General features: G+C 37.7%; 30 protein-coding genes, 1 pseudogene and 1 riboswitch. Of the genes and pseudogenes, 6 read left to right on the top strand and 25 right to left on the bottom strand.

From position 1 onward, the window contains the following. Window positions 1-204: 204 nt before the first annotated feature. Window positions 205-435, top strand: coding sequence for a hypothetical protein (locus QM928_RS06900; protein ID WP_049549587.1), 231 nt, complete (start codon window positions 205-207; stop codon window positions 433-435). A 201-nt stretch (window positions 436-636) separates the two neighbouring features. Here the strand turns inward: QM928_RS06900 and QM928_RS06905 are convergent, their stop codons facing one another. The 20 genes from QM928_RS06905 to QM928_RS07000 all read right to left on the bottom strand — a co-directional run bounded on the left by QM928_RS06905 (window position 637) and on the right by QM928_RS07000 (window position 14,527). Then, window positions 637-1,410, bottom strand: coding sequence for an NUDIX domain-containing protein (locus tag QM928_RS06905; protein WP_049503793.1), 774 nt, complete (start codon window positions 1,408-1,410; stop codon window positions 637-639). 1 nt (window position 1,411) lies between these two features. After that, complete coding sequence (pnuC, locus tag QM928_RS06910; RefSeq protein WP_414294856.1) at window positions 1,412-2,188, bottom strand: nicotinamide riboside transporter PnuC; 777 nt, start codon at window positions 2,186-2,188, stop codon at window positions 1,412-1,414. Between the two features lie 9 nt (window positions 2,189-2,197). Beyond that, window positions 2,198-3,256 carry an AAA family ATPase gene (locus tag QM928_RS06915; RefSeq protein WP_414294857.1) on the bottom strand — a complete coding sequence of 353 codons (1,059 nt, stop codon included), beginning with the start codon at window positions 3,254-3,256 and terminating at the stop codon, window positions 2,198-2,200. 248 nt (window positions 3,257-3,504) lie between these two features. Continuing rightward, window positions 3,505-5,937, bottom strand: a complete 2,433-nt coding sequence (locus tag QM928_RS06920) for an ATP-dependent Clp protease ATP-binding subunit (RefSeq protein WP_414294858.1) — start codon at window positions 5,935-5,937, stop codon at window positions 3,505-3,507. Between the two features lie 6 nt (window positions 5,938-5,943). Beyond that, window positions 5,944-6,402 (bottom strand): CtsR family transcriptional regulator, encoded by a 459-nt coding sequence (locus tag QM928_RS06925; protein WP_001237459.1) that lies wholly within the window; start codon window positions 6,400-6,402, stop codon window positions 5,944-5,946. 478 nt (window positions 6,403-6,880) lie between these two features. After that, window positions 6,881-7,225 carry an HK97 gp10 family phage protein gene (locus QM928_RS06930; RefSeq protein ID WP_004261968.1) on the bottom strand — a complete coding sequence of 115 codons (345 nt, stop codon included), beginning with the start codon at window positions 7,223-7,225 and terminating at the stop codon, window positions 6,881-6,883. A 133-nt stretch (window positions 7,226-7,358) separates the two neighbouring features. After that, complete coding sequence (locus QM928_RS06935; RefSeq protein ID WP_414294859.1) at window positions 7,359-7,769, bottom strand: DUF722 domain-containing protein; 411 nt, start codon at window positions 7,767-7,769, stop codon at window positions 7,359-7,361. Window positions 7,770-8,146: 377 nt separating this feature from the next. Beyond that, window positions 8,147-8,695, bottom strand: coding sequence for a hypothetical protein (locus QM928_RS06940; protein ID WP_414294860.1), 549 nt, complete (start codon window positions 8,693-8,695; stop codon window positions 8,147-8,149). A gap of 9 nt (window positions 8,696-8,704) precedes the next feature. After that, a complete protein-coding gene (locus QM928_RS06945) occupies window positions 8,705-9,565 on the bottom strand; it encodes a phage major capsid protein (protein WP_414294861.1) in 861 nt (286 codons plus the stop codon). A gap of 85 nt (window positions 9,566-9,650) precedes the next feature. Beyond that, window positions 9,651-9,845: a hypothetical protein gene (locus tag QM928_RS06950; protein WP_414294862.1), complete on the bottom strand. Its 195-nt coding sequence runs from the start codon at window positions 9,843-9,845 to the stop codon at window positions 9,651-9,653. Window positions 9,846-9,934: 89 nt separating this feature from the next. Beyond that, window positions 9,935-10,096, bottom strand: coding sequence for a hypothetical protein (locus QM928_RS06955; RefSeq protein WP_414294863.1), 162 nt, complete (start codon window positions 10,094-10,096; stop codon window positions 9,935-9,937). Continuing rightward, a complete protein-coding gene (locus tag QM928_RS06960; RefSeq protein ID WP_414294864.1) occupies window positions 10,093-10,938 on the bottom strand; it encodes an ATP-binding protein in 846 nt (281 codons plus the stop codon). Before QM928_RS06960 ends, QM928_RS06955 begins: the two co-directional genes overlap by 4 nt. Before the next feature lie 11 nt (window positions 10,939-10,949). Continuing rightward, the gene (locus QM928_RS06965; protein WP_261017468.1) at window positions 10,950-11,810 is read right to left on the bottom strand and encodes a conserved phage C-terminal domain-containing protein; all 861 of its coding nucleotides are present in this window, start codon (window positions 11,808-11,810) and stop codon (window positions 10,950-10,952) included. Continuing rightward, a complete protein-coding gene (locus QM928_RS06970; protein WP_223326782.1) occupies window positions 11,797-12,069 on the bottom strand; it encodes a hypothetical protein in 273 nt (90 codons plus the stop codon). Before QM928_RS06970 ends, QM928_RS06965 begins: the two co-directional genes overlap by 14 nt. A 1-nt stretch (window position 12,070) precedes the next feature. Continuing rightward, entirely contained in the window at window positions 12,071-12,280 is a 210-nt protein-coding gene (locus QM928_RS06975; RefSeq protein ID WP_261017467.1) for a hypothetical protein, read from the bottom strand. Window position 12,281: 1 nt separating this feature from the next. Then, window positions 12,282-12,461: a hypothetical protein gene (locus tag QM928_RS06980; protein WP_261017466.1), complete on the bottom strand. Its 180-nt coding sequence runs from the start codon at window positions 12,459-12,461 to the stop codon at window positions 12,282-12,284. Continuing rightward, window positions 12,458-12,910: a hypothetical protein gene (locus QM928_RS06985; protein WP_261017465.1), complete on the bottom strand. Its 453-nt coding sequence runs from the start codon at window positions 12,908-12,910 to the stop codon at window positions 12,458-12,460. Before QM928_RS06985 ends, QM928_RS06980 begins: the two co-directional genes overlap by 4 nt. A 311-nt stretch (window positions 12,911-13,221) precedes the next feature. Continuing rightward, entirely contained in the window at window positions 13,222-13,482 is a 261-nt protein-coding gene (locus tag QM928_RS06990; protein ID WP_060806004.1) for a hypothetical protein, read from the bottom strand. A gap of 11 nt (window positions 13,483-13,493) precedes the next feature. Then, on the bottom strand, window positions 13,494-14,099 hold the full coding sequence (locus QM928_RS06995) for a Rha family transcriptional regulator (RefSeq protein ID WP_060806005.1): 606 nt from the start codon (window positions 14,097-14,099) through the stop codon (window positions 13,494-13,496). Between the two features lie 239 nt (window positions 14,100-14,338). Next, the gene (locus tag QM928_RS07000) at window positions 14,339-14,527 is read right to left on the bottom strand and encodes a hypothetical protein (RefSeq protein ID WP_004237029.1); all 189 of its coding nucleotides are present in this window, start codon (window positions 14,525-14,527) and stop codon (window positions 14,339-14,341) included. Between the two features lie 170 nt (window positions 14,528-14,697). Between QM928_RS07000 and QM928_RS07005 the strand changes: the two genes are divergently transcribed. The 4 genes from QM928_RS07005 to QM928_RS07020 all read left to right on the top strand — a co-directional run bounded on the left by QM928_RS07005 (window position 14,698) and on the right by QM928_RS07020 (window position 17,963). Further along, window positions 14,698-15,243: a helix-turn-helix domain-containing protein gene (locus QM928_RS07005; protein ID WP_261017462.1), complete on the top strand. Its 546-nt coding sequence runs from the start codon at window positions 14,698-14,700 to the stop codon at window positions 15,241-15,243. 5 nt (window positions 15,244-15,248) lie between these two features. Next, window positions 15,249-15,518 (top strand): DUF4177 domain-containing protein, encoded by a 270-nt coding sequence (locus tag QM928_RS07010; protein WP_049510242.1) that lies wholly within the window; start codon window positions 15,249-15,251, stop codon window positions 15,516-15,518. A 91-nt stretch (window positions 15,519-15,609) separates the two neighbouring features. Continuing rightward, complete coding sequence (locus QM928_RS07015) at window positions 15,610-16,506, top strand: Abi family protein (protein ID WP_414294865.1); 897 nt, start codon at window positions 15,610-15,612, stop codon at window positions 16,504-16,506. A gap of 290 nt (window positions 16,507-16,796) precedes the next feature. Further along, entirely contained in the window at window positions 16,797-17,963 is a 1,167-nt protein-coding gene (locus QM928_RS07020) for a tyrosine-type recombinase/integrase (protein ID WP_414294866.1), read from the top strand. Between the two features lie 154 nt (window positions 17,964-18,117). Here the strand turns inward: QM928_RS07020 and QM928_RS07025 are convergent, their stop codons facing one another. From QM928_RS07025 to cls, 5 genes are all read right to left on the bottom strand, one after another. Then, entirely contained in the window at window positions 18,118-18,846 is a 729-nt protein-coding gene (locus QM928_RS07025; RefSeq protein ID WP_414294867.1) for an ABC transporter ATP-binding protein, read from the bottom strand. Continuing rightward, window positions 18,846-19,853, bottom strand: a complete 1,008-nt coding sequence (locus tag QM928_RS07030) for an ABC transporter substrate-binding protein (protein WP_414278525.1) — start codon at window positions 19,851-19,853, stop codon at window positions 18,846-18,848. The genes QM928_RS07025 and QM928_RS07030 overlap by 1 nt, the downstream gene beginning before the upstream one ends. Before the next feature lie 36 nt (window positions 19,854-19,889). Then, window positions 19,890-20,648, bottom strand: coding sequence for an ABC transporter permease (locus QM928_RS07035; RefSeq protein WP_311523344.1), 759 nt, complete (start codon window positions 20,646-20,648; stop codon window positions 19,890-19,892). Next, window positions 20,611-20,901 (bottom strand): MTH1187 family thiamine-binding protein, encoded by a 291-nt coding sequence (locus QM928_RS07040; RefSeq protein ID WP_311523346.1) that lies wholly within the window; start codon window positions 20,899-20,901, stop codon window positions 20,611-20,613. Before QM928_RS07040 ends, QM928_RS07035 begins: the two co-directional genes overlap by 38 nt. A 75-nt stretch (window positions 20,902-20,976) precedes the next feature. Continuing rightward, a riboswitch (TPP riboswitch) is annotated at window positions 20,977-21,079 on the bottom strand. Between the two features lie 108 nt (window positions 21,080-21,187). Beyond that, window positions 21,188-22,720 (bottom strand): cardiolipin synthase, encoded by a 1,533-nt coding sequence (cls, locus tag QM928_RS07045; RefSeq protein WP_414294868.1) that lies wholly within the window; start codon window positions 22,718-22,720, stop codon window positions 21,188-21,190. Window positions 22,721-23,123: 403 nt separating this feature from the next. Between cls and QM928_RS07050 the strand changes: the two are divergent. Further along, window positions 23,124-24,325 (top strand): annotated as a pseudogene (locus QM928_RS07050) (IS110 family transposase). Window positions 24,326-24,554: the final 229 nt, after the last annotated feature.

The following is a 24,554-nucleotide window of genomic DNA, read 5'->3' on the forward strand; positions in this document are numbered from 1 at the left end:
TGTCAACTATTTATCTAAAATTTTTTAGAATTATTTTTTAGTACATTTATTTTCTTACCCCTCTTATATCTTTTATTCGTAAAGAATTTTAAAAAACACAAAAGTTCTTCCTGATAAAGTGCTATATTTCAAAGTGTAATCGCTTGCATTTTTTTCTTGAAGGGCTATAATAAAATTGAGATAGGATATTGGAGGTGTAGGCTTATGTTAAGTAAATATTACAAGTATCTTCCTTGGGTGATTTTAGATGCTTTCGTTTCTTATGGGGCAGCTACTCATTACGCTCAAACAACATTTGATTTGTTCTACCTAACTGCTATTTTCATGATTGTCTACGTGGCTTTATTGTATTTACACGAAACCTATTTAAAATATAAATACAAGGATTTATTCATTCGAATCATGAGCAATTCAAAGAAAGATAAACATCCTTAGTAGTCAAAAAGAGGTCGGGATTTTTCCCGACCTCGCTTTTTTATGACTAATAAGTCTTTGACACGATGGCTGAATTGACTTTTGACACAAACTGTATTTTCTCTATTCTCAAGTTCAACCAGTCATCGGACTTGTTGAAACTTCTCAGGATTGAAACTAGGAAATCAAGACTTGGGCTATCGATTTCTGCTCCCAAACCTTTTATTTCAATCGATAGGTTTTTCTTGGTTTCTTTTTAGGAACTCGTTTGAGCCCAACTTCTTCTACATATTCTCCGTATTTTACAAGAAAGTTATTGCTGACGATTGGTCGTCCTGGGTTGATGAGATTGACTAATTCGGTTCCTTCATAGACAGTGAATTCCTCCTCCAACAGATAAAGGAAGGTTGGGTTCCAATCGAGACGGCCTTGGATTCGTTTGATGGATTCTTGAATAATGGCATAATGGTCAAAGGCGAAGGCTTGCTCCCCCAGCTCTAGTCCCTCTAGGAAGCACTTGCCCGTCTGAAAATCGACATCGACAAAAACCACATCCTTGGCATCATCTCCAGCTTGAACGAGATCGAGTGCTCTGCTAGGTAGATACACCAAGTGGGCGATAGTAACCGTCCAGCCCCGCGGATCACGACCTGGGGTAGACACTGTCATCAACTGTTCGATTTTTTCCAAAGGAAGGTCAAGATTAACCTCCTCTCTCACTTCACGCTGACAAGCATGCCTTGCATCTTCGCTCTTATCCATAAAACCACCGACCAAAGCCAAACAGTTTTGATAAGGATGGGCCTTGCGACGAATTAGCAAGAGTTTGATTTTCCCTTCCACAAAGCAATAAGCTACCATATCCACCGTCACGCTCGGTTTTTCATACTGAGGAAGATCCTGTTTGCAGTACCAGTCTAAAAATTCCTTCTCAGTCGCATGAATCTCAAAATATTCTCTCTCTGTCATTCCAGCCGGGATTATCGTTTCAGTCATCTTATCCCTCCTTGACAGCCTTAGTCCATTGGTACCAACCGACTAGACTATTGATGGTATAAACCCAGTACATCCCTTGGATATGGATGTTTTCACCCCACCAGAGGTAGATACTAAAGAGATTGGTTGCAATCCAGAAAATCCATTGCTCACGGTAAAGACGTGTCATCAAGAGTTGACCAACACCATTGGTCGCATCGGTAACACTGTCACGGAAAGGACGAGCACTGCTGATACTTTGGTAGGCTAATCCCATGCCAATCCAGATGATAGCAGTCAAGGCCAAGTACTTGAGCCAATCAATCAGACCGAGTTTCTTAGCTTCAAAGTGAGACTCCTCTGGTTTTCCTTGCTCATTGATCCGATTAGACAACCAAGCATAGAGACCAATAGGCTGCATGACAAAGAAATAAACTGTGGTCAAAACTTCGCCATAGAAAGTAGCATTCATAGCTAGGACCAAATAGATTGCAGAGTTAATAGCTCCAAAAAGATAGTTGCTAGCCCGACCTTCAGCTACCAATATAACGCAGACAATCCCTGTCCAAGAGGCCAAGAGACCAATCCAGTCATGACTTTCTGTGTTTTGTGTAAACTCCAGAATAAGAGGAACACTTGATAAAGCAATCAAATAGAACCACTGGAAAAGACTACGGCCCACAAAGAGGTCTTTCCAAAGCAAACGCATAACTCCTGCAAAACCAATTTTACGAGCTTCTGCGTGAACATTTTTAAAGTTTTCAATAAATCGTGTAATTTTTTCAGTTATTTTTTTCATTTTCTTCTCCTAATCTGCTTGGTAGATGGCATCGATAGCTACTTTTGCTGCTTCATAATTTCCTAGATAGTCATCAGCTAGATAAACATGAGGGATATTGGTTAGATATTGCTCCCTCATCATATCCAAATGCTGAGAAAAACTGTGACGGATATGGTCTTCTGCCATGGTCATGTCGCGAAAACCATCATTGACATAAGAGCCAACAGGTTGCACAAAGAGGATTAAATCCCACTTTTCCTTGGCTAAGATGGAAACAAAGAGATTATCAAAGGTCTCTCCGGATAAGTCCTCCTGCTCTTCGCTTTCCATGTAGTAATCGTAGTAGCCCTTGGTTACCAATGAGTTGGTATCTGCAATGACTAGGCCTCGATTGGCATTGCTATCGATTAACTTGGAAGTTTGGTCATATTGGCCCAAAAGAAGGTAATAATAATCTTTTGGGGTAAGCTCATCATCTCGGACATTATTTTTTATCTGATACTCACGAGCATACTCCAGACTGACTGGCGCATCATAAAAACGCGCTAAATCCTTGGCTAGAGTTGTTTTCCCATTACTAGCACTTCCCATAATCAACACTTTTTTCGTAAACTGACGGCGGAAAGGTTGAGCGATGTATTTCCAATATTTACTTGGATTTTCTCGAATCATGGTAGCCGAAATTCCAAATTTTCTTTCCTGTAGAACAGTCTCAAAACCACGTTTTGACAATTCTTGTTGGTATTCGAACTCTCCTACAAAAAAGATAAGTTCCTCACCAGTCTGGTCATAGGAAATGGCCTGTAACATCTGATCCAACCATTCCTGCCAGCCCATTGGATAGCGTGGAATATTGCTTTCGTCAAGTTTACAAACAGAGGTCAACTCATCATCTCGAAATGCTTCACGAATATAGCGAAACCTCTTTTGTAGTGTAAGCCCCACCTGTTCACCACGATCTCCCTTATAACCTGAAACTACCACCCATACAGCATCACATTGACGTTTTGCTCTTTGGATTAAATCAATATGCCCTTGATGTAAGGGAGCAAAGGTGCCAAAAACCACCGCTATACTCTTTTTCATATCTGTTCAACCTTTTTATAACTTTTTATATTTTGCATTATACTATGTCTTGTTCTGTTTGTCAACACTTTTTTATTATTTTTTATAAAAACGTTGATACATGATAAGATTTTTTTACTTGATATGCAAAACCTGATCAGGAGAATTCTGTTTTGAAATCCTTAAACTAAATGCAAAATCCAAATCCTTATTTGAGTAACAACTTTCCAAAAAAAGAGGCTGAAACAATCTGTTCCAACCTTACATTTTTAAACAATTTCAAATTTTAATTGACCAGCTTTAACACCAATCTTCAGGGTCTTACCAGCTTCCAATTCACCTTTAAGGAGAAGCTCTGCAAGTTTGTCTTCCACTTCCGTTTGTAGGGTTCTACGAAGTGGACGAGCCCCCATCTCTGGATCATAGCCTTGCTGAGCTAGAAGTTTAAGGGCAGATGCTTGGAGTTTCAAGTCAATTCCTTTTTCTGCCAGGCTTGCAATCAATGGTTTGACCATAATCTTAACTACTTCCTGCATATCTTGACTTGACAAGCTATGGAAGACTACCTTCTCATCAATACGGTTGATAAACTCTGGACGATAAGCCTTTTTCAGCTCTTCAAACATACGTTTTTCCATATTTTCCTGGTCAAAACGAATGTCCTTAGCTCCAAAGCCGACTGTCTTATCGTCACGAAGGGCTGTCGCACCAAGGTTTGACGTCATGATGATAATGGTATTTGAAAAATCAACCTTACGGCCTTTACTGTCCGTCAAGACACCATCATCCAAAACCTGTAAGAGGACATTAAAGATGTCTGGGTGCGCCTTTTCTACCTCGTCAAAGAGAAGTACTGAGTACGGTTTATTGCGAACCTTCTCGGTCAACTCTCCACCTTCTTCGTAACCTACATAACCTGGAGGAGCTCCGTTGAGACGGCTAGCTGCAAATTTCTCCATGTACTCACTCATATCAAAGCGAATAAGGGCAGATTCGTCATCAAAGAGGACTTCTGCCAAGGCCTTGGCCAATTCAGTTTTACCAACACCAGTTGGCCCTAAGAACATAAAGGAACCAATTGGACGTTTGTTATTGCGAATACCTGATTGATTTCGGCGAATGGCACGACTGATACTAGATACAGCCTGTTCCTGTCCAATCACACGTTTATGCAGTTCAGCTTCAAGGTTGAGATACTTCTTGGCATCCGTTTGGGTTAATTTTTGCACAGGAATTCCTGATAAGCGACTCAAGGTGGTCAAAATATCAGATTCTTCTACTACATCTTTATAAACAGGTACTTCCTGCTCTTTTGCAATGAGCTGAGCTGCTTGCTTCCATTTTCCATCCATCAAGGCCTTATCAGCTGGTGTTAAACCTGACTCTTCTTGTTTAGCGTGTTTCGATTTATTTTGCACTGTTGCTGCCGCTTCATCCAAAAGATCGATTGCTGAGTCTGGCAAATGACGACTCGTCAAATAACGATGTGCCATTTTGACAGCTGTTTCGACTGCATCGTCTGTAATTTGGACATGGTGGTGTTTCTCATAAGTTGCTTTCAAGCCCTGCAAAATAGCCATACTATCTGCTAAACTTGGCTCCTCAATCATCACTTTAGCAAAACGACGAGAAAGGGCTGCGTCTTTTTCGATGTGCTTTTGATACTCTTCCTGAGTAGTCGCACCGACAGTTCTCAGAGTTCCACGTGCCAAGGCAGGTTTCAGGATATTGGCTGCATCCAAGGTCGAATCAATCCCACTTCCTGAACCCATAATGGTATGAAGCTCATCGATAAAGAGGATGACCTTGCCATCTTCCTCGATATCTTTGATGATATTGTTCATACGTTCTTCAAAGTCTCCACGGAAACGAGTTCCCGCAACCACATTCATCAAATCAAGCTCTAAAACTCGCATCTTAGCCATTTCATCAGGTACATCCCCGTTGGCAATACGTTGCGCAAGACCAAGTGCTAGAGCTGTTTTACCGACACCTGCATCTCCAACTAGGACTGGATTATTTTTTGTCTTACGGCTCAAGATTTGAATCATACGAGAGATTTCTTGGTCACGCCCGATGACTGGTTCCAATTTACCTGAGCGAGCTTGCTCTGTAAGATCATGCGTATAATCTTCCAAACCTCCACTTGGTGTCTGAGGCATGCCCATCATATTAGCCATAGAATTTTGCTTGTCCGCTACCGTACGATGGCGTTGACGAAGGGCCTTCAAATCATCTCTAGTCCAACCAGCACGCGCTTCAAGACTACGACGAAGTCCAGCAATCTTGACCTGATCCTTCTGATCTTCGTAAGAAAATCCCGATTTTTCTAGAATACGAGTAGCCAAGGCATTGCCATCATGTAAGATAGCATAAAGCACGTGCTCTGTTCCTAAAACCTTGGCATGCACAACAGAAGCTACATGCTCTGCTTCCAACAACAATACCTTCAAACGGTGTGAAAAAGGCAACTCCTGATAATTTTCCTTATCGCTATACTTTGTTTCAGTCAGCTCTACGGCAACTTCCTCCAGACGATCAATCTCATATGGAAATTCGTTTAAAGTTGCCCCAGCTACACTATAACTATGATTGGCCATAGCAATCAATAGGTGCCAAGACTCTAGGTATTCTGCTCCAAAATGACTTGCGACCAGAAAGGCACTGTCTATACATTCTTTCAATGCTTTTGAATATTTCATTTAGTTCTATTTTCCTTTTCTATCTACCTCTTGTAATAACTGTCGGAGCATATTGGCACGGATAAGATTGGCATCCTCACCTAAAACCCGGTCTGTCGCCATCGCTAGTAATAGATTCATCTCCTGACGAGTCACTAAATCCTGTTCAAACAAGAGTCTTAAAACATCTTCAAAGATAACTAGGCTGACTTCTTCGCCCACCGAATACAGTAAATCGCGGAGCATTTCATGGTGGTTGGAGAATTCGATCCGTCCTATACGAATGTAGCCACCACCACCACGCTTACTTTCAACCAAGTATCCCCTGCTTTCTGTAAAACGAGTCTTAATCACATAGTTAATCTGACTAGGAACAACCTGGAAAGTATCTGCCAACTGACTCCGTTGCAACTCCACAATACCAGATTGATCTAAAATTGCCTTGATGTAGGCCTCAATATGATCTGATGTATTTTTAAGTCTCATAACAAACCCACCTCTCTTTAAACCTTGACTATCTTTGACTATACTATCATTTAACACTCTATAAGTCAAATTTTTAGGGCTAAGCCCTTGGAAATACTGACTTTCTTCAAAAACAATTAGGCATTAAATCGCCTTAGTTTTTCTTGAAAGTTCCTAAAAAAGTGCACAAAAAAGAGCCCTAAAATGGGCGTAATATTGACGAGTTCAGCAGGCAAGAAACTAGCACGGTCAAACGTGCTTTTTTTATTACCTGCTAATATTATAGCATATCCTCTCAAACTTATATATAACCCGAATCCCGCAAAAGAAAAAGATAAAAGCATAGAGGATAGGGCGAAAGCCTCTCGCACTTTTATTTTATCAAATAGCAATATGAGAAGCAAGGATAAAAAGCCCTCAGAAATAAATCTAAGGACTTAAATAACGATGTGTTGGTTCGCTCACTTAATTAGTATACTTAATACTATTCAATTATAGTTTACTTTGAAATGTTCTTAATCCTTTCTGTAAATTTTTGAATCGCATTCAGTTCTGCAGGTCTTAAATGAGGGTACGCCTTAGTCCTCCCCCCATTTCGTTTAATATGTCCAAATTCAAGTAAATGAGTAAGAGATCCGTATTTAAAACTATATACGACCCAAACTCCATTTCTCACTCTTTTCTTACGCCATCCTTTTGAATATTTACCTGTTCTTTTAGGGCTAGTTTCCTTTAATTCTTTAACTGTTTCTTTAGCGACTTGCTCCGCAATTTTATCAACTTCTTCATTAACCTCTTCGCAATATTCTGCTAAAATATTTGCTAATTGTGCTGCTAAATCCATTTTCTAAAAACTCCTTCTATTTTTTTAAATATCAACTTTTTACCCCCTTTTTGGTTGACAGCTTCCGACTTGGAAAAAGTTACCGCTCCCGGTACCTAAAATCAACGAAAATGCTTTACAAAGTGGGGGGGAGTCAATATCCTTTCAATTCCACAAATCTTTTAGCGATTACCTTTCTACGGCTATTTATATAACGAGTAGTTTTATTTAGTTTCTCTGCCACGTCTTCCCAAGTCGCACCAGCTTCTAAATATCTCATTTTAAAAATTACTAGATCACTTTCAATTAAGTTTTCCATCAAGGTATCTACAACTAGTTTGAAGCCTTCTAAATATCTTAGTGTTTGGTCTTCTTCAATTCTAATGATGGTTGCTTCAGTAGGACTATATACTGTCTTGCCTTTCCCACCAGTATAATCTTCAGTGCTATGTTTCTTATTATGTATCAGTTCCTGTCTTCTCAAATAAATTTTATTAGCAATCGTTCTATATCGCCCTAACTCAATATCTATCCCGTCCAGGTCTCTGTTACTCAGCTCGTACATCGGTAAGTACCTCCACTTAAATTTTAAAAATTATTTATCTTGCAATTTGTCAAATTGTAAATTCTGTCAAACTGACAAAAAATGCTGAAAGCCTACTAATACTCAAGTTAGAAGGTATTGCTGTTTTAAGTTTGACAACTCTTCAATATGACAAGTTCAAGGGAAATTTCTTTAATTTATCCCCTCAGTTTCTCATATCTTACATTCTGTGAAACTCACTCCATTCTGTAAACCCCTGATATACCTTGCTTTCAAGCTATTACTTCTTTTCAGTTTATGCTTACTTTGTTATGTGAAACTTAGTAAAGCATAAAAGTAGGACTAGCGATATTTCTTTTGTTTGAGCCATATATCACTAGCCTTACTTAATTTGTTCCCTATTTTTCTAAATACACTTTAATGTCCCGATATTCCTTAGAAAAATTCATCCATCCGCTAGAATCAGGGTTTAAGAATGGTAGGACAGTAAGCGGACTTACTTCTGTTCGATACGGCGATAGAGAATATCTCTGACTTATTTCTCTGACTACACCTGTATGGATTTCTTCTACATCCTTCTTCAGTTCTTGAATTTCATCATATGCGTCCAGAATTCGTCTAAGTTTTTTTCGGTATTGTTTATAGATCTTCTTAGTTTCCATCCGTTGCTTAGTTTCTTTAAAAATGTATTCAAAGATGACTGCATTAGCTTCTGAAAAATCACTATCAAATTTTTCCTGAAGAGCATTAATAGCTTTTTCCATCTTTTCCAGCTGCTCTAAAGATTCTAAGTTATTTGACAAAAAAGAATCTATGTTCTCAAATGAGACTGCTTGATTGCCTAACAGGCTTTTCCTTTTTTCGCTTAACTGTTCTCGTGCTGAATTAATCTTACTTTTTTTATTATCTAGATCATCCAGTGTTTCAAATACTTGATTAATATCCATTTCTTTCTCCTAGTTCCATTGAATAAAGTAACCACAATCTTCTTCAACTTTTTTTACATCAAATCGGGTATGTAAAATCAACCGTTTCCCAAAATAGTCATTCGCATCCGCCCAGCTAAGTGTATCTTTCTTTCGGTCAAACAAAGTAACAAAGTTTTCTAGATCTCCGATAAAGCCTTTTTTGTCACCTTTATTCCCTAATGTTGTATCATCTACAATTAAAAAGTTATCTACAAAGAATGTTTCACTTGTTCCTGTCTCTTTATCAACTTTAAGAAGATAATTTCCTGAAGTGTCTTTCATTTTTTCTAAGATACTAAATAGTGATTGACTAACAACCATAGATACATTGCGCTCTGGATTGATTAAAGAAACAATAGATTTCAAGTCGTCCATACTTGTAGCAGTCTGCACTTTCGCAGTTTGGAGAATTTTCCCAATCTCTCTATTTCGTGTTCTACGTTTTAATTTAATAATCTTCTTACCAAGAAAATCCGTTAAATTATATTGGCCATCATCTAATTGCTCCTGTGAAAAATCAAGTTTCCCACTGAATAATTTAACTAAGTAATCAACGCTGATAGTTTTCTTTTTATCTGCTTCTGTTCTCTCAACCGAATTTTCGCTAACTTCTTGTAATGAATCAGATTCAAAGTCAGTTACTTCATACTTCCCACCACGGGTACGAGTCTCAATAACATTTACTAGATCAACCAATTCTTTACGTTGATGTTCATCTTCGTAACTATCAAGGATTGGTTTTTCAATGAGTACATGATTATTTTCTACGTTCATCCCTCTAGTGTTATAACCCGTACTTCGGATATAAGCTTCTAGATTTTCTTTTTGTTTAGCTAAGTTAGTTGTCATTTTTTTGCTCCTTCATCTTTTAATATCTGATTTTTGTTTATAATTTTTTCTAAAATTCTTTGCTCTTAGCTTTTCTTTTATGACTCTACGAGCTTTTAGAATCATTTTTTCTAGATTTTGGTTTGTCTTGTTTGTTAACATATTTTTCTAGTATTTCTTGTTTCCGTTGTTCTAAGCTATCATCTTCTTTTGTACACTGAGAAAAGATTTTCTGTCTTTTCTCTGGATCCATAGAAAACTTATTGGCTACCACATACCCTAAAGAAGTATCTCCTGCCATAATACTCACCCCCTTTCTATGCAAACAAAAAGGGACATACCACTAGCATTATATGCTTACGGTATGTCCCTGAGTTGTTCTCAATAGACTTATTTTTTAGTTTCTTTTTTGACTAGATGGGTAAATTTCCCATCTGAGTAGAATAAAGTTATCTCTCCAAACCTTGGAACTTTTTCTATCTCTATTATACCACATTTTTCGTAGACAACAAAGCCTTTTTCTGTTGCAAATCGTATTTTATCATCATTCATTGATATTCTCCCCTCACTGTGTTTATAGTGTATCTCTTATCTTTGATCGTAAAAGCCTTAAAAGTGTTCCCTTCTAAACCTTTCAAAATTCTACTTGAATTTCTAGCATTGTATACCGTCCGCAGTTCACTACTATCTAGGTTCGTGTTGAAAATCGTAGTTTCTCGATTATTGATAATATCAAACAAGAAATCCTGTTCCCAATCGCTCTTAGGGGTTACCGTCCCATTTTTTGCCCCCAGGTCATCGATGATTAGAAAATCAACATCAACAAGCTTTTTAACCGCCTCATACTCTGTTAAGTTTGCATTTCTTCCATAAGCCCAGCCTTCTTTTATCTGCTTGATAATCTCGGTTAAGCTAACAAATAAAACACTCTTAGGATCGTTCTTCTCCCTGAAACTCTCATTGATTTCTTTAGCTAGTGCAAGAGATAAATGACTTTTTCCTATTCCTGTGCTACCGCTGATTAAAGTATTTCCTGTCATACCTGCAAGGTACTTCTGGGCTTGCCCCTTAACAAACTCTAACATCTGACGTTCCTCTGTCGTCTTAACAAAGAAATTATCAAACGTTGCCCCCTTCAACTCGTTAGGAATCGTACTATCACGCATTAAGACATCATAAGTTTTAAAGTAAGCTTGCCTGTCCTCGAACTGCTGCAATAGGTCTTGTTCTTTTTGTTTAATCTCTCCCTTCACGCACTCTGGGCAAAAAGCTTGTACTTTTCTTTCTGAACTCCCTAATACCGGTACAGAAATTTCCCAATAATTTACCTGGTGAATATCGCAAACTTTATCCGATATTTTTCTGTTATTAAATTCTTTAAATTGTTCCTTCATCTTTGCAACTCCTAAAATGGTAGGTCTGGGAAGTTATCTTCAGATTTCCCTTTTATGGTTTTAGGTTTTTGATTCAAATAACCGTCAAACTTAGATCCGAAAAGTGTTTCAGGTCTCAGATATTTAGAAAATTCAGGACTATCCTTCCATTCTGCCGTTTTAATATCTATCACCTGTTTAAAATCTTCCAGTGTATAACCTTCCTTGAATCGTGCTAGTAAAAGCCTTTTTGTCTTATCAACAAACTTATACCGCTTATTAGCTACTTGATTCAGATAAGCAATAGGAATCCAAAGTTCTTTATGTTTTGTTTTCTCTAAATCTTTTATAGCTGTTTCTTCAAGCCAAGTAGGAAAAGTGAAGTCGGGATTTCCCGACAATATATTATCTAAATATAAATTATTACTCTTACTATTAACTCTATTCTCTTTCTCTATCTCTGTTGGACATGAGTTGGAAATAGTCTTTTTATTTTGGACATTCTCCAATTTTGGTAAATCCTGACTATTTTTTCTTTGGTCTCGCTTATATTTCGCCCAGTTTGTTTCACTCTCAACCATGGCTTTTGCTTGCGATAATGTAGCATGGCCATCATCGTCTATCTGAATCAGTCCACATTTTGTAAAATATGCAACTGTCATATTTATATCATCTTCAGAAACATCCAGTTTTAAAGCTAATTCCTGTACCAAACTATCAAAATATCCTTCATAGTACAAAATACAATCATCTTCTAAACTTTCCAACATAAGACGGATATAAATCACTGTCATAGTGTAGCCACCAGGCATATTTTTAAGTCGCTTAATAAAAAGATTATCAAAAAACTTCTTATCAACTTTTAACCAAAAATATATTTTAGTCTTTGCCATCATCTACCCCCAAAAACTTTAAAACATCTGAGATTTTATAATACGCTTTTCTAGTATCTTCAATAGGCGGTATATACTGCGGTAGTCCTGCACATTCCCATTTTGTCAAGGTTTTATCTCCTATGCCCAGTTCTTCCTTTAGTTCCACCTTGCTGATTAAATCTAATCTTTTTTGAGGTACTTTCTCATGACTTTTTAAATACCGTTCCACTGCTTCCAAAATCTTAGACTTTAAATCTTCAATCATTTTTTCAAACATCTTAGTACCCCCATGGCTTAACCCCTGCAAGCTGAATATATCGCCCATAATCAGGGCTTAAATCCTCGCTAGGTGTTTCTATTGTCTGTGTACTTTCTCGCTCAATTTGGGCGCTTTTTTGACGGTCTCGGTGGTTTAGATACATGAGAAAGCCAACCAATATCACGGTAAAAATAAGCGCCTGTGTATTGCTTAAATCTAGTTCATTCATGCTATGCCCTCGCTTGGTAATTCTTGATATAATTCACTTGATAGCTGTGCTCCATCTTCAGAAAGTCGTACACCTCTTCTGGAGTTACTTTATCATCTAAAAAGTCAATGATGAACTGAAAGAGGTTCGGATGTCTATCCTTGATTTTAGTCATTAGCTTATCAAATTCTGATTGTGTCATTGCATTGCCTCCTCAAACTGCTCTATAAGATGATCTTTACTTACTTTCCGATTAGCATTTTTAGAATTAAAAAGAATATCTTTCAAGGTTATAGTAGCCTCTAAATACTCCTTTTCAGCATGTTCTATATACGCCTGTTGCTCTGCTTCGTTGTCAAAAAAGTGCTTGGCTTGGCGTTTAAAGAATGCTTGTCGCATAGCGTCCATTTCAAAAACACCAGGGTGGAAAAACATTCCTGTAGTGCTTTTAGAGACTGCCTCGATTTTATGATTTTCATTCAATTCAGGAAGTTCAATCCAAAGTAAGCGGTTTAAATTTTCTTTGATAGCTTTTAATTGTCCTGATAAGAGTCCTATTCTCAAAAAATCATTGTTTTCGTCTGCTTGGTGTAATTCCATACTAATTCTATCCAAGCTTTTAGCGATAATATCGTATGTTGTTTCTGTCATAGTCTGTTTTCCCTTTTTCCTATATTGGATTATTTCACCACTCCAAACGCTGGGCGATTGCCCCAAGTTGGCGAACGCTTGTAGCGGTGTTTCGTGAGAATTACCCATCTTTCAGCTAAACAAGGTCTTAGAATCACCCTGTCAGCACTTGATTTTCAAAACCTTTTCTAATTGCTTGCCTGCTCTTCGGTTTTTCTTTAGGTATTTGATAGAATAGATATTTTTTGCTATAATCAGAGCATAGAAAAAATTTCTATATCATTAATCTTGTCGCTTGCTCGCCTCGTCTAAAATTTGAGCAAGTGATTTTTTTATTTTCTTTTTGCATAATTACTACCTGACTTTGGTTTATAAAGCAAGTCTTTACTTTCGATAAGATCCAGAATCCAGCTGAACCCCTGCTCTACCGTTTCAAGAAATGCGCCCAGGTCTTCACTGTCCAAATCCTCGTAGTTCATACAAAGATATTCGGCTAGTTGTCTGTCTTTCTCAACTAGCTTTTTAAAATCCTTGGAATACTTAGGAATTTCTAACCCTTTGGCATTTGTAACTGTCTTAAATTCATTTTCCATTTTCTATACTCCTATACTTTAAAAATTAATTCCTTAATTTCTGAATATCCCCTATTCAAGTTAATCATCGCTATTGCCATATCTTCCAAACGCTGATAGTTTGTCAGTTCTGCACTTGTCAAGCCATCAATACCGTTCTTACTTTCTCGCTCCTTCATGAGTTGCGCTTTATTCTTCCCTGTCACTCCCTTTAGTAGTAAGTTTGTCAGGGTGCTATAGGCATGCTTGGGGGCTTTCTCCCATGTTTGAATAGCTTCGGTTAAGGTCTTGCGCTTTGGCTTTTCCAGTTCCCTTTGAAGATAGCGTTTAGAAAGTTCATCACGCATTTCAAAGAATGCTTTGACTAGGTTCATTTTGAATTGCCGTACTGGTTCGGTATTCTTTAGATAAGTGATCAGCAAGGTTGCCTGTTGCTCATTCAGAAGATAGATTTTTTTCGGTTGCCCTCTCTTATCTAATTTATGGATTTTAAATCCAAGTATTCCCAACGCTTCAAAATCAGCTTTATTGTCTCTGACTAAGCGTGTAATAGTATGGTGCTGTACTTCAGCACATTCAGCGATAATCTCGCTCGTAGTATACGGCTCTTTCTTGCCGTCCATGTAAACCAGTTCCATTGGTTCACTCCTTTCTTCTTTTGTCAGTGCTTGCCACCTAAAACAGTACCAAAGTAAATCATTGAGGTAGGGAAAATTTAGGAGAGAATAAACCCCTACAAACCCTTGATACTGCTATAGGTAGCAAGCAAATTACACTAGCGAATATTTAGCTAGATCCGTTTATCAATCCCCAGTGGTAAAGCACCACATGAGAAATCTGTAAATGTAGAGTAGTATTTCGATTAGTTCGCTCCTTTCTAATAATCTTTGGCAAGCCATTCCATAACACTAGCATATATTCTTTTGGGCGCTTTATAATCTCCCTTCAAAATTTTAGGAACTGTTCTAGACGCTACACCAATTTCTAGAGCTAGTTCATAATTTTTTAGTTGCAAATCAGCTTTTTTCCTCCTTAATGCTTTCGCCTGTTCTTGTGTGATAAGCATTTTTCTTTCTCCTTTCTCCTTTTTATTCTCATTTCAAGAACAAATTGATTATATAATCTTATTTTGAGAATGTCAAGCGTTTTTGTTCTTTTTTTGAGAATTTTTTGTAGATAATATTTTTTTACTATGATATAATCAATTCAAAAAGTACTTGAATTAGGTGGTATCACATGAAAATTAAACTTAAAGAACTGAGGGAGAAAGAAAAAATATCTTTAAATAAACTCAAAAACATTTTGAAAGAAGAATACGATATAACAGTATCCGATAGTCAATTAATGTACTACGAAAATGAAATTAGAAAACCTAGAGATGAAAATATATGGTCAGCTTTAGCTGATCACTTCGGAGTAAGTGTCGCTTACTTATTAGGGCACGAAGATGAACAAAATATTTTAAAAATAATCCAAAGTAAAGAATTTAAAAAATTACTTAATGATATAGATATTGAAAAAATAAATGAACTTAGTTCAGCGTACAAAAACGTTGAAGAACATATAAATAATCCTGTAAAATATGACAATTTTGTAAAAGGATTGCTTAATCATAGCCAATCGTATATGCTTACAATTGAAGAACTAATAAATGCTGATAAAGAGAAAAATACAAATTTTGCAGATATTTTAATCAACTATATTTCTTTAAATGATTATGATAAAAAAATAACTTTTGATTTAGTTAAAAAACTATCTGAAATAGACAACGAAAAGGAGTAATCCCCATGGGATTTTTTGACACTGTAAAACAAGAAGGAAGTTTTTCCACTGCTTCTGGAGCAAATGGACTACACTACGTTGTACTCCAGGTAACTTTGAAAGAAAAGTTTTTCGGCACTGGATCAGGAAACCTTACAGAATTAGAAGATGTTATCAATAAACAAGCTTCAAAAGGTTATCGCCTACATACCATCACAACCGCCAATGGTGGAAGCAAAGGACTGGGTGGTGGTGACCGTATCCAGGCTACAATGGTTTTTGAGAAGATTATCTAAAACCTATCTCCGCCAATAATAATCTGATTTTTCAGGTATTATGTGCGAAAATGGAGGGAATTTGAAGGTTTGATTAACAGAAAGGAGAATAATGAACGATAAAAGAAAGCAACTCTTAAGCTACCAAGCATTGATAGATAAGATGGTCGCAAATGGTATTCTGTTCAATATTTTTGATCAGAACACTGCCAAAGATATATTACAAACACGGAACTACTACTATAAAATATCGAGCTATCGAAAACTTTTCAATAAAATAGATGGTAAATATAATATAGAATTTGCGACGTTAGCTGACCTGGCTGTAATTGATATGCAGATACGTTACTTCCTAATGGATATTTGTCTGGACGTTGAACATAGTATCAAAACTGCTCTAATGGATGTTATAACGAAAAATCCAAAAGTTGATGGATACGATATAGTAAAGGATTATGCTGTCTATAATCCTATAGGGTTTACAAATACTAAAAACGCTTTATCAAAAAATCATTACCTAAAAAACGTTTATATCAAACATAAAAATGATATCCCTATATGGGTATTGATTGAAGTCATGGACTTTGGGAATCTATGCTACTTGGTTGAAATGTACTGTGATAAATATCCAAGTAATAAACGGCTAAAAAAAGCGAAGCAGTTAGGGAAATATGCTCGCCATATTCGTAATGCTTGCGCCCATAGCAATGTTATACTGGTGGATGTGTTAGAGCAAACACTATCCCCTTCAAGTTCTATTACTTCTCTTGCTTCTATGCTTAATATCTCTCGGGATATTATAAAATATCGTAAAATACATGATATATTTTCCCTCGTAGTATTGCATCGTGAATATTGTAGTAAAGCACTAGGAAAACAGCGTTTTAAAGAATTTATCAAAATTGCAAAACGTGCTAAAAAACATGAATATTACTACAAACAAAATCCGAAAATTGTAGAAATCTACATAAATTTTGTTAAAACACTTGTAAAAATTTCTAAAAAGTGATATTATATTTCTTAATCGTAAAAGAAACCCTTTTGGGTTACACTGCTCTATGCCTGTATCTCTATATAGGTCAGGGTTACAACAAGAAAATAAGTGTATCAGCTTTTTAGTTGATGCACTTTTTCTATTGCTCATATAAGCCCCATATCCGCCTTGTTTCATACTCTGGTATTTATTTACCGTCTGACTGCTTAAAATCGAAAATAGAGGGGTTCTCGTAGCTCCTCGCATGGTATAAACTCAAAACCTTTTCTAATTGCTTGCCTGCTGATGGAAAAGGAGTTAAAACCATGAAAATTACACAACACACGAAAAAAGACGGATCAGCAGTCTACCGCTCCAGTATCTATCTTGGTATCGATTCTGTAACTGGTAAGAAGGTCAAGACTACCATATCAGCACGAACAAAGAAAGAACTCAGAAACAAGGCCACCCAGGTTAAGGTAGAATTTGAGAAAAACGGCTCGACACGGAAACAACGCTCACATATAACAACCTATAGCGAACTTGTGGACTTATTTTGGCAAACCTACCAGCATACCATAAAAACTAACACGCAGATAAAGATAAAAGGCTGCTTAAATAATTACCTCTTGCCCTCATTTGGTACTTACAAACTAGATAAACTTACTCCTGTTATTATCCAAACTCAGGTAAATAAGTGGGCGGATGAGTACAATCAGGACGGAACGGGGTATAAAGAATACAATCACCTTCACGCCTTAAATAAACGTATTCTACAGTATGGAGTTTCTATCCAGGCATTGGATAATAACCCTGCTCGTGATGTTGTCATTCCTAGAAAGATAACAAGAGATAAGCAAGAAATTAAATACTTTCAAGATCAGGAACTTAAAAACTTCCTCTCCTATCTCGATAACCTGGAGAATACCTTTGTCAATTTCTATGATACTGTGCTTTATAAAACGCTCCTAGCTACTGGACTGCGCATCCGTGAATGTCTTGCCCTGGAATGGTCTGATATTGACCTGCAGAACGGAACGATCGATATTAACAAAACACTCAATATTTTAAACCAGGTAAACAGTCCTAAGACAAAATCAAGCTACAGAGTTCTAGATATCGATCATAAAACAGTACTCATGCTTCGTCTCTACCGAGCAAGACAAGCAGAAAACGGTAGAAATATTGGCTTAACCTATGAGAAAGTATTCTCTGATAGCTTTGACAACTATGTCAATACTCGAAAGGTTGATTATCGCCTACATAAGCACTTAAAAAACGCTAACTGTACTGATTTAGGCTTTCATGCTTTCCGACACACTCACGCTAGTATCTTGCTTAATGCTGGCCTGCCATACAAGGAAATACAGACACGTCTTGGCCATGCAAAAATATCTGTAACTATGGACACTTACAGCCATTTATCAAAAGAAAACCAAAAAAGAGCAGTCTCATTCTTTGAAACTGCCCTCGAAAAAATAAAAAGTTCTTAAAAAAGTCCACAAAATAAAAAAAGCGATACATAAAACCCTTATGTATCAACGATTATAGAATGATTTCGGTATAATTGACTATTATACCGAAATTTTCTCATTTTTAAAAGAAAAAAGAGCTGGCAAAGTTCAACATCACCAACTCCCTATTTTTCTACTTATCTAAGCCTAATTCTGCAAAGATTTGACGTTTATAAGCAATTTTTTGGACTTCCTTGTCCTCGTCTTCAGACCAATCTAGTTTAATTTCTGAAACAATCTGCCCAGGGCGATTTTTCAAGATATAGATACGATCGCTAAGGTTAAGGGCCTCCTCGATACTATGCGTAATGATGAGTGTCGTCAGGCCTAGCTGTTTGTGAATCTCCAGATACCAAGCGTGGAGTTCCATCTTAGTCATCTCATCCAAAGCGCTAAAGGCCTCGTCTAGAAGAAAGAGCTTATGCCCAAAAAGGTAAGTGCGGAGTAAGGCCACACGCTGGCGCATCCCACCACTAAGCTCATGAGGATACTTATCCCGTACAGCCGTCAACTGAAAGGTAGCAAGGATTTCGTCTGCACGGGCAATGGCTTCCTCCTTATCGACCTTTTGAATCAAGAGGGGCAGGATGATATTGCCAAGAACGGTCTTGTGTTCCAAAAGTAGATCCTTTTGTAGCATATAGCTCACGCGCCCCTTAGGATTTTCTTCACCGTCAAGTACAATTCGTCCAGACTGGACTTCTAAAATGCCTGCAATCAGGTTAAAGAGGGTAGTCTTTCCTACACCACTGGGCCCTAGGATAGAAACCACTTCACCTGAAGTCACTTGTAGGTTAATATCTTCTAAAATCTTCTCATCATCGTAGGCATAGCTTACGTGTTCTAGTCTAATTTCTGTCATTATTTTACAAATTCATTAGTGAAACCTTTGTCAGTCAAGTCTTCCTTGAGGATTCCATTTTCCTTATCCCATTTGTAGAAGGCATTCCAACGGTCAGCATCAAATTGTCCCCATTTGTCCTTGTCGCTTGCGTATTCTTTTGATAAGTATTTTTGAGATTCGATGACAAAGTCACGTTTATCTTTTAGCTCAGGTGCATTCTTGATGAGGATATCTGCAGCTTCTTCTGGGTGCTCCATAGCGTATTGGTAGCCTTTTTTGATGGCTTGGATGACTTTGCGAGCTTCTTCTTTGTTGTCTTTCAGATAATCGTTGTTTGCAATGATAACTGGTGAGTAGTAGTCAAACTCTTTTACATAGTCTTTCAAATACATAAAGTTTGCATCCACACCTTGAGATTTAGCAAGGATTCCATCCCAACCATAATAAATCCAAGCAGCATCAAAAACGCCATTGGCAATCGGTGTGATCGAGTTTGAATCGTTGTTTGGTACTTTTTCAACCTTCTCAAAGTCTCCACCTTGAGATTCTACCAAGGTTTTCAACATCGCAAGCTCAGTTGGGTCATTCCAGGTTCCGTATTTCTTACCAACCAAGTCTTTTGGACTGTTGATGTTGTCAGACTTACGAGAGATAATTCCTGATGTATTGTGTTCAACGATTGCTGCAACAGCTGTAATGCCTGCCCCTTTTTCCAATTTCTTAGCCATGTAGTCTTGGAAATAGATAGCAAATGGTGCCTTACCATTGATAACTAAGTCTGATGAACTTTCTTCTGGTGGCAATTTCAAGTCAACATCCACTCCAGCTTCTTTGAAATAACCTTTTTCCTTGGCAACATAAAGCCCTGTGTGGTTAGTATTTGGTGTCCAATCCAGAATAAAATCAATCTTCTTTAGTTCTGCTTCTTTGTTGTCCTTAGAAGCAGTTCCTTGACCACAAGCTACAAGCACGACAGCTAGAAGAGCTGTTACAATCGTTAAAAACACTTTCCATGTTTTCTTCATTTTGATTTCCTCTTTTCTTTTTACAAAACGCTTCTTTTAAGTACGTTTCCATTTAATCACATATTTTTCACTAATATCAACCAATTTCATACCCAGAAGGCTGATCAGCGATACCAGAATAATAATCGCGAACATAGTGTCATACTGAAACAGTTTTTTGGACTGAATCATGTAGACACCAAGTCCTTCAAAGCCTCCCAACCACTCAGATACCACTGTTGTGATAAAGGCATAGGAGACACTGACCCTCAGACCTGCATAAAAGTAGGGCAGACTGACAGGGATTTTAAAATGCCACAGGATTTGCCAAGGATTCGCTCGCATCAAGCTAAACAAGGTCAACATATCCTTGTCACAATGCCTAAAACCATCTAAAATACTAACGATAATAGGGAAGGTTGTCGTCAAGATGATCAAGACAATCTTGGGCAAAATTCCATAACCCAACCATAAAACTAGGATAGGCGCTATGGCAATGGTCGGTATGGTCTGGACAACTACCATCATGGGGTAAATCAAGTCATTGAGCCAAGTCAGACTATCCATAAGGACGGCCATGATACAGGCTATCAAGACACCCAGTATCAAACCTAGCAAGGCTACTCTCAAGGTTGCCCAGCTATGGTACCAGAGAAATTCTCTATCACGAACAAAGGACAGGAGAATTTCAAGAGGTGTCGGTAGGATAAACTTTGGTAGGAGTTTTAAGAATCCCGCCACCTGCCAAACGGATAAGACACCCAAAAATCCTAGCAGACTAATATGCCGTCTCATTATACTTTTCAAGTTTCTCATCGATGCTTAAAATCTCTCCTACATTTATTTTCACATTAGCAAAAACATTATCTGCCCCTTGACCCGCCACTTCTAACGCTTCTTTGAGAATGCGCATGAGTTCATCAAACTCTCCCTCTAAAACTGTTTCAAAGGGCGTCACCACCATAGTCACTTCTTGAGATTGCAGATAGGCAATAACCTTATCGATAAGAGCTATGCGGTCAATCCCTTGTGACAGGGGCAGGACTTGTAAAGCAATGCTTGCTTTCATTAAAACCTCCTTCTAAGTTACAGTTTTTCTTTGTAAAAAAAGAAAAACCTCTTTCATATATGAAAAAGGTGCATAATTCGGCTAAGTATCGTTCCCTACGCTGGCATTACCCAGATCAGGTGCGGTCGAAGTTTAACACTTCCTCTCAGACTGTACACAGACTCCCATATATTATATGGACATATGATAACGCAAAAAAAACAAGATGTCAAGGAAACTGCTTACAGAAAAAGAGGCGGTTCTACACCTCTTCCTCTAATCATCTATTCTCAATTAATTCTTCCACTTAAAGCATTGGAGCAAACAACTGGGTCACTTCCTTGATTAAGGTTTGATACCAGGTAGGATTGATCGTTCCTGGGAATACTTCCTGCGATACTTCAAAAATCTCTTCAAAGTCCTTACGAATATCTGCAATCGATGGTGTTTCGTACAACAAAACCGCATTTTCATAGTGGTGAACCAAGCTACGATAATCTAGATTTATAGTTCCAACAACTGCGTATCGATCATCAACAATCATCTGCTTACTATGGATAAAACCAGGAGTATACTCATAAATACGGACACCAGCAGACAAAAGATCTGGATAAGCTCCTCGTGTTATCAGTTGAATGAGCTCCTTGTCTGGTACAAATGGAGTGACAATTCGCACATCCACCCCTCGCATGGCCGCATTTTTAATATCTTCCGTCAAATCATAATCAATAATCAAGTAAGGCGTGGTAATATAGACAAAGTCTGTCGCTTGATTGATGAGATTTTGATAAACTATTTTTCCTACCTTCATCTGGTAGATAGGCTTGGGACCACTTCCATAAGGAATGCATAAACCTGCTCCAGATCGCGTTTGATTTTCCAAATGATACTGATCAAAATCACTGATTTCACCACGGTTGATGTACCAGTTCATGAGAAATAGTCTTGTAAAAGCCTGAACAGCCGGGCCGTCTATACGAAGGCCACTATCTTTCCAATACCCAAAACGTTCAATCTGATTGATATATTCGTCTGCAAGATTAATCCCGCCAGTATAGGAAATCTGCCCATCAATGACCAAGATTTTACGGTGGTCACGATTGTTATAGGCCACGGTCATACGAGGAATCACCTTATTAAACTTATGAGCATCAATTCCTTTTGAACGCAAATAAACAGTATAATCCCCAGGCAAAGTCACCATACAACCAATATCGTCATAGAGCATCTTGACCTCAACTCCTTGAGCTGCCTTTTCTTCCAGAATCTCAAGCATACTGTCCCACATCAACCCCTCTTCGACAATGTAGTATTCCAGGAAGATAAATTTCTCAGCCTTTTTCAAATCCTCTAAGATTTGTCTCCACATAGCCTCTCCAGTAGAGAAAAATTGAGAATCTGTCTGCTCGTACACCTCTGCATTACTATCCATATGTAATAATGCATTGATAATCCCATAAGCAGACTTATCTCTATCCTTTAATCCTTGATGAAGACCAAACTCACTCTTTTCATGGACAGTAATGGAGCGTAGTTCCTTCAGCTGTTTCATTTCTTTTTTCGATAAACGACGCTCACCGAACATGAGATAAAGCAGTGGACCAAACACCGGCACAAAGGTCACAATCAACCAAGTCACTTTGCTTTCAGGTGACATCGAACGATTGACAATCGCTATAACGGTTGCTACGCTAATCAAAAATACAAGAATCACCCAAATAATCGGAGCAATCTGACTCATGTAAAGAATAATTCCGAAAACAAGAAATAATTCTATCAGGATAATCGCAATACTAAAGCCATACTTGGACATTAATAAGCGAAATTTTCTTATTCTCATATCTCCCTCTCAATTTCTAAGTATACTCCCTAATATACCGTCTGAAAACGCTTGTTACCTTCTAGTATACTTAGTTTCATAAAACTTATCAAGCTTTTTCTGTATAGCCCGATAGTTCTACCTATAAAATTAAAAAGAGTCTGCGACAAAATAATTCTCAGCCACAAAAAAGCTAGATATTCCCAGTTGTGGAACTCTAGCTTTTCATCAACTCACTACAGTTGACAAACATACTAAGATTAGTAGTGAGAAAATCTCCGACGGGAGAGAGTACTCACTACTTTTTCTTTATGTTAAAGTAGAGGTGTCTTGTAAAGTCGTAGGGCTCTTTGGCGCTAGACGTCGCGTATTGAAAATAAAATCACTAAAATACGGAATTATTCAAGACAAAAGAGGTAATATCATGCGTACAGTATTTGGGATTGATGTGAGTAAGGCAAGTTCTGAGGTGGCAATTTTAGTCAACGGTGAAAAGATTCATGGATACACTATGCTCAATGACGCCATTGGCTTCAATCGTCTTTTGAATGACTTGAAAACTGTTCATAACCCTGAGATTATATTTGAAGCTACTGGTGTCTATTCTCGGCGTCTTCGAGCCTTTCTTGAAGAATACGGCTACGCTTATACACAGCTGAATCCTCTGGAAGCTAAGAAGCAACTGGACAGTCTGCGAGTTCGTAAAACAGACAAAATTGACGCTGAAAAGTTGGCTCATTCTCAGTTTATACTCAATCGTAAACCAACTTATGCGCAGGAAGAAGTTTATCAACACCTGCGTGATTTAAGCCGTTTCTATCAAAATCTTACAGAAGACATTGTTAGAGCTAAAAACCGTCTACACAAGGTCTTACAAGTCACCTTTCCTGAATTGGAAAATCTCTTATCCACACCAACTGGAGAGCAATATTGGAATTTAGTGATGGCTTTTCCATGCAAAGAGTTTGTATTAAACCTATCTCAAAATGAATTGTGTAAGATTATCTGTCAATCTACCTCCAAACGAATCTCTGAAAAGCGTATTGCTTATCTGACTGATAAACTTATAAAACTCGCTAAACAATCTTTTTGTGCGGTCAAGAAAATCTCCCCAATGCTTGAAGAGGATCGTTACTATGCTCAAGAATTGCTTCGTCTTTCTGGGCACAGACAGGTTGTCTTAGACGACATGGTAGCTCTAGCTCAGCCTTTACCAGAGTATGACATCTTACGATCAATTCCTGGCATCGCAGAAACCACAGCGACATCTATCATTGGCGAATTGGGAGATATTCGTCGCTTTCAGTCTACCAATCAAATCAATGCTTTTATTGGCATTGACCTGAGACACTATGAATCTGGGAACTTTCTCGCCAAGGAACACATTACTAAGTGAGGTAATCCCTATGCAGAAAAATCTTGTTCAAGTGCATTCATAACATCGCTTCAGCTAGTCATACCAATCCCTGCCATATCGCCGACTTTTATGAGAAACGAAAAAGACAATCGACAATAGCTTCAACCAAGCCACATGCGATTGCCTCTATACATCGTCTCATTCGAACAATGTATTACCTCATTACGCATAACAAACTTTACGATTACTCTTTGACCCAAAATCGATAAGGTCATCTATGCCGTATTATTGTAACACCTTGTTTCAAAAAATACCAGATGAGGTGTTTTTTAGCGTGCCCTTTTATGGATCAATAAGTGGTAAAAATAAGAGGCTCTATAATATTTGTAGTGGGTAAATCCCCTATAGATATTATGGAGCCTATTTTGTTGTAGAAAAAAAGTCCCATATGACCTATAATGAAAAGCGACAAAACAACTCATTAGAAAGATTCATATG

The organism is Streptococcus infantis, from assembly GCF_047460405.1.
Lineage (GTDB): Bacteria > Bacillota > Bacilli > Lactobacillales > Streptococcaceae > Streptococcus > Streptococcus infantis_Q.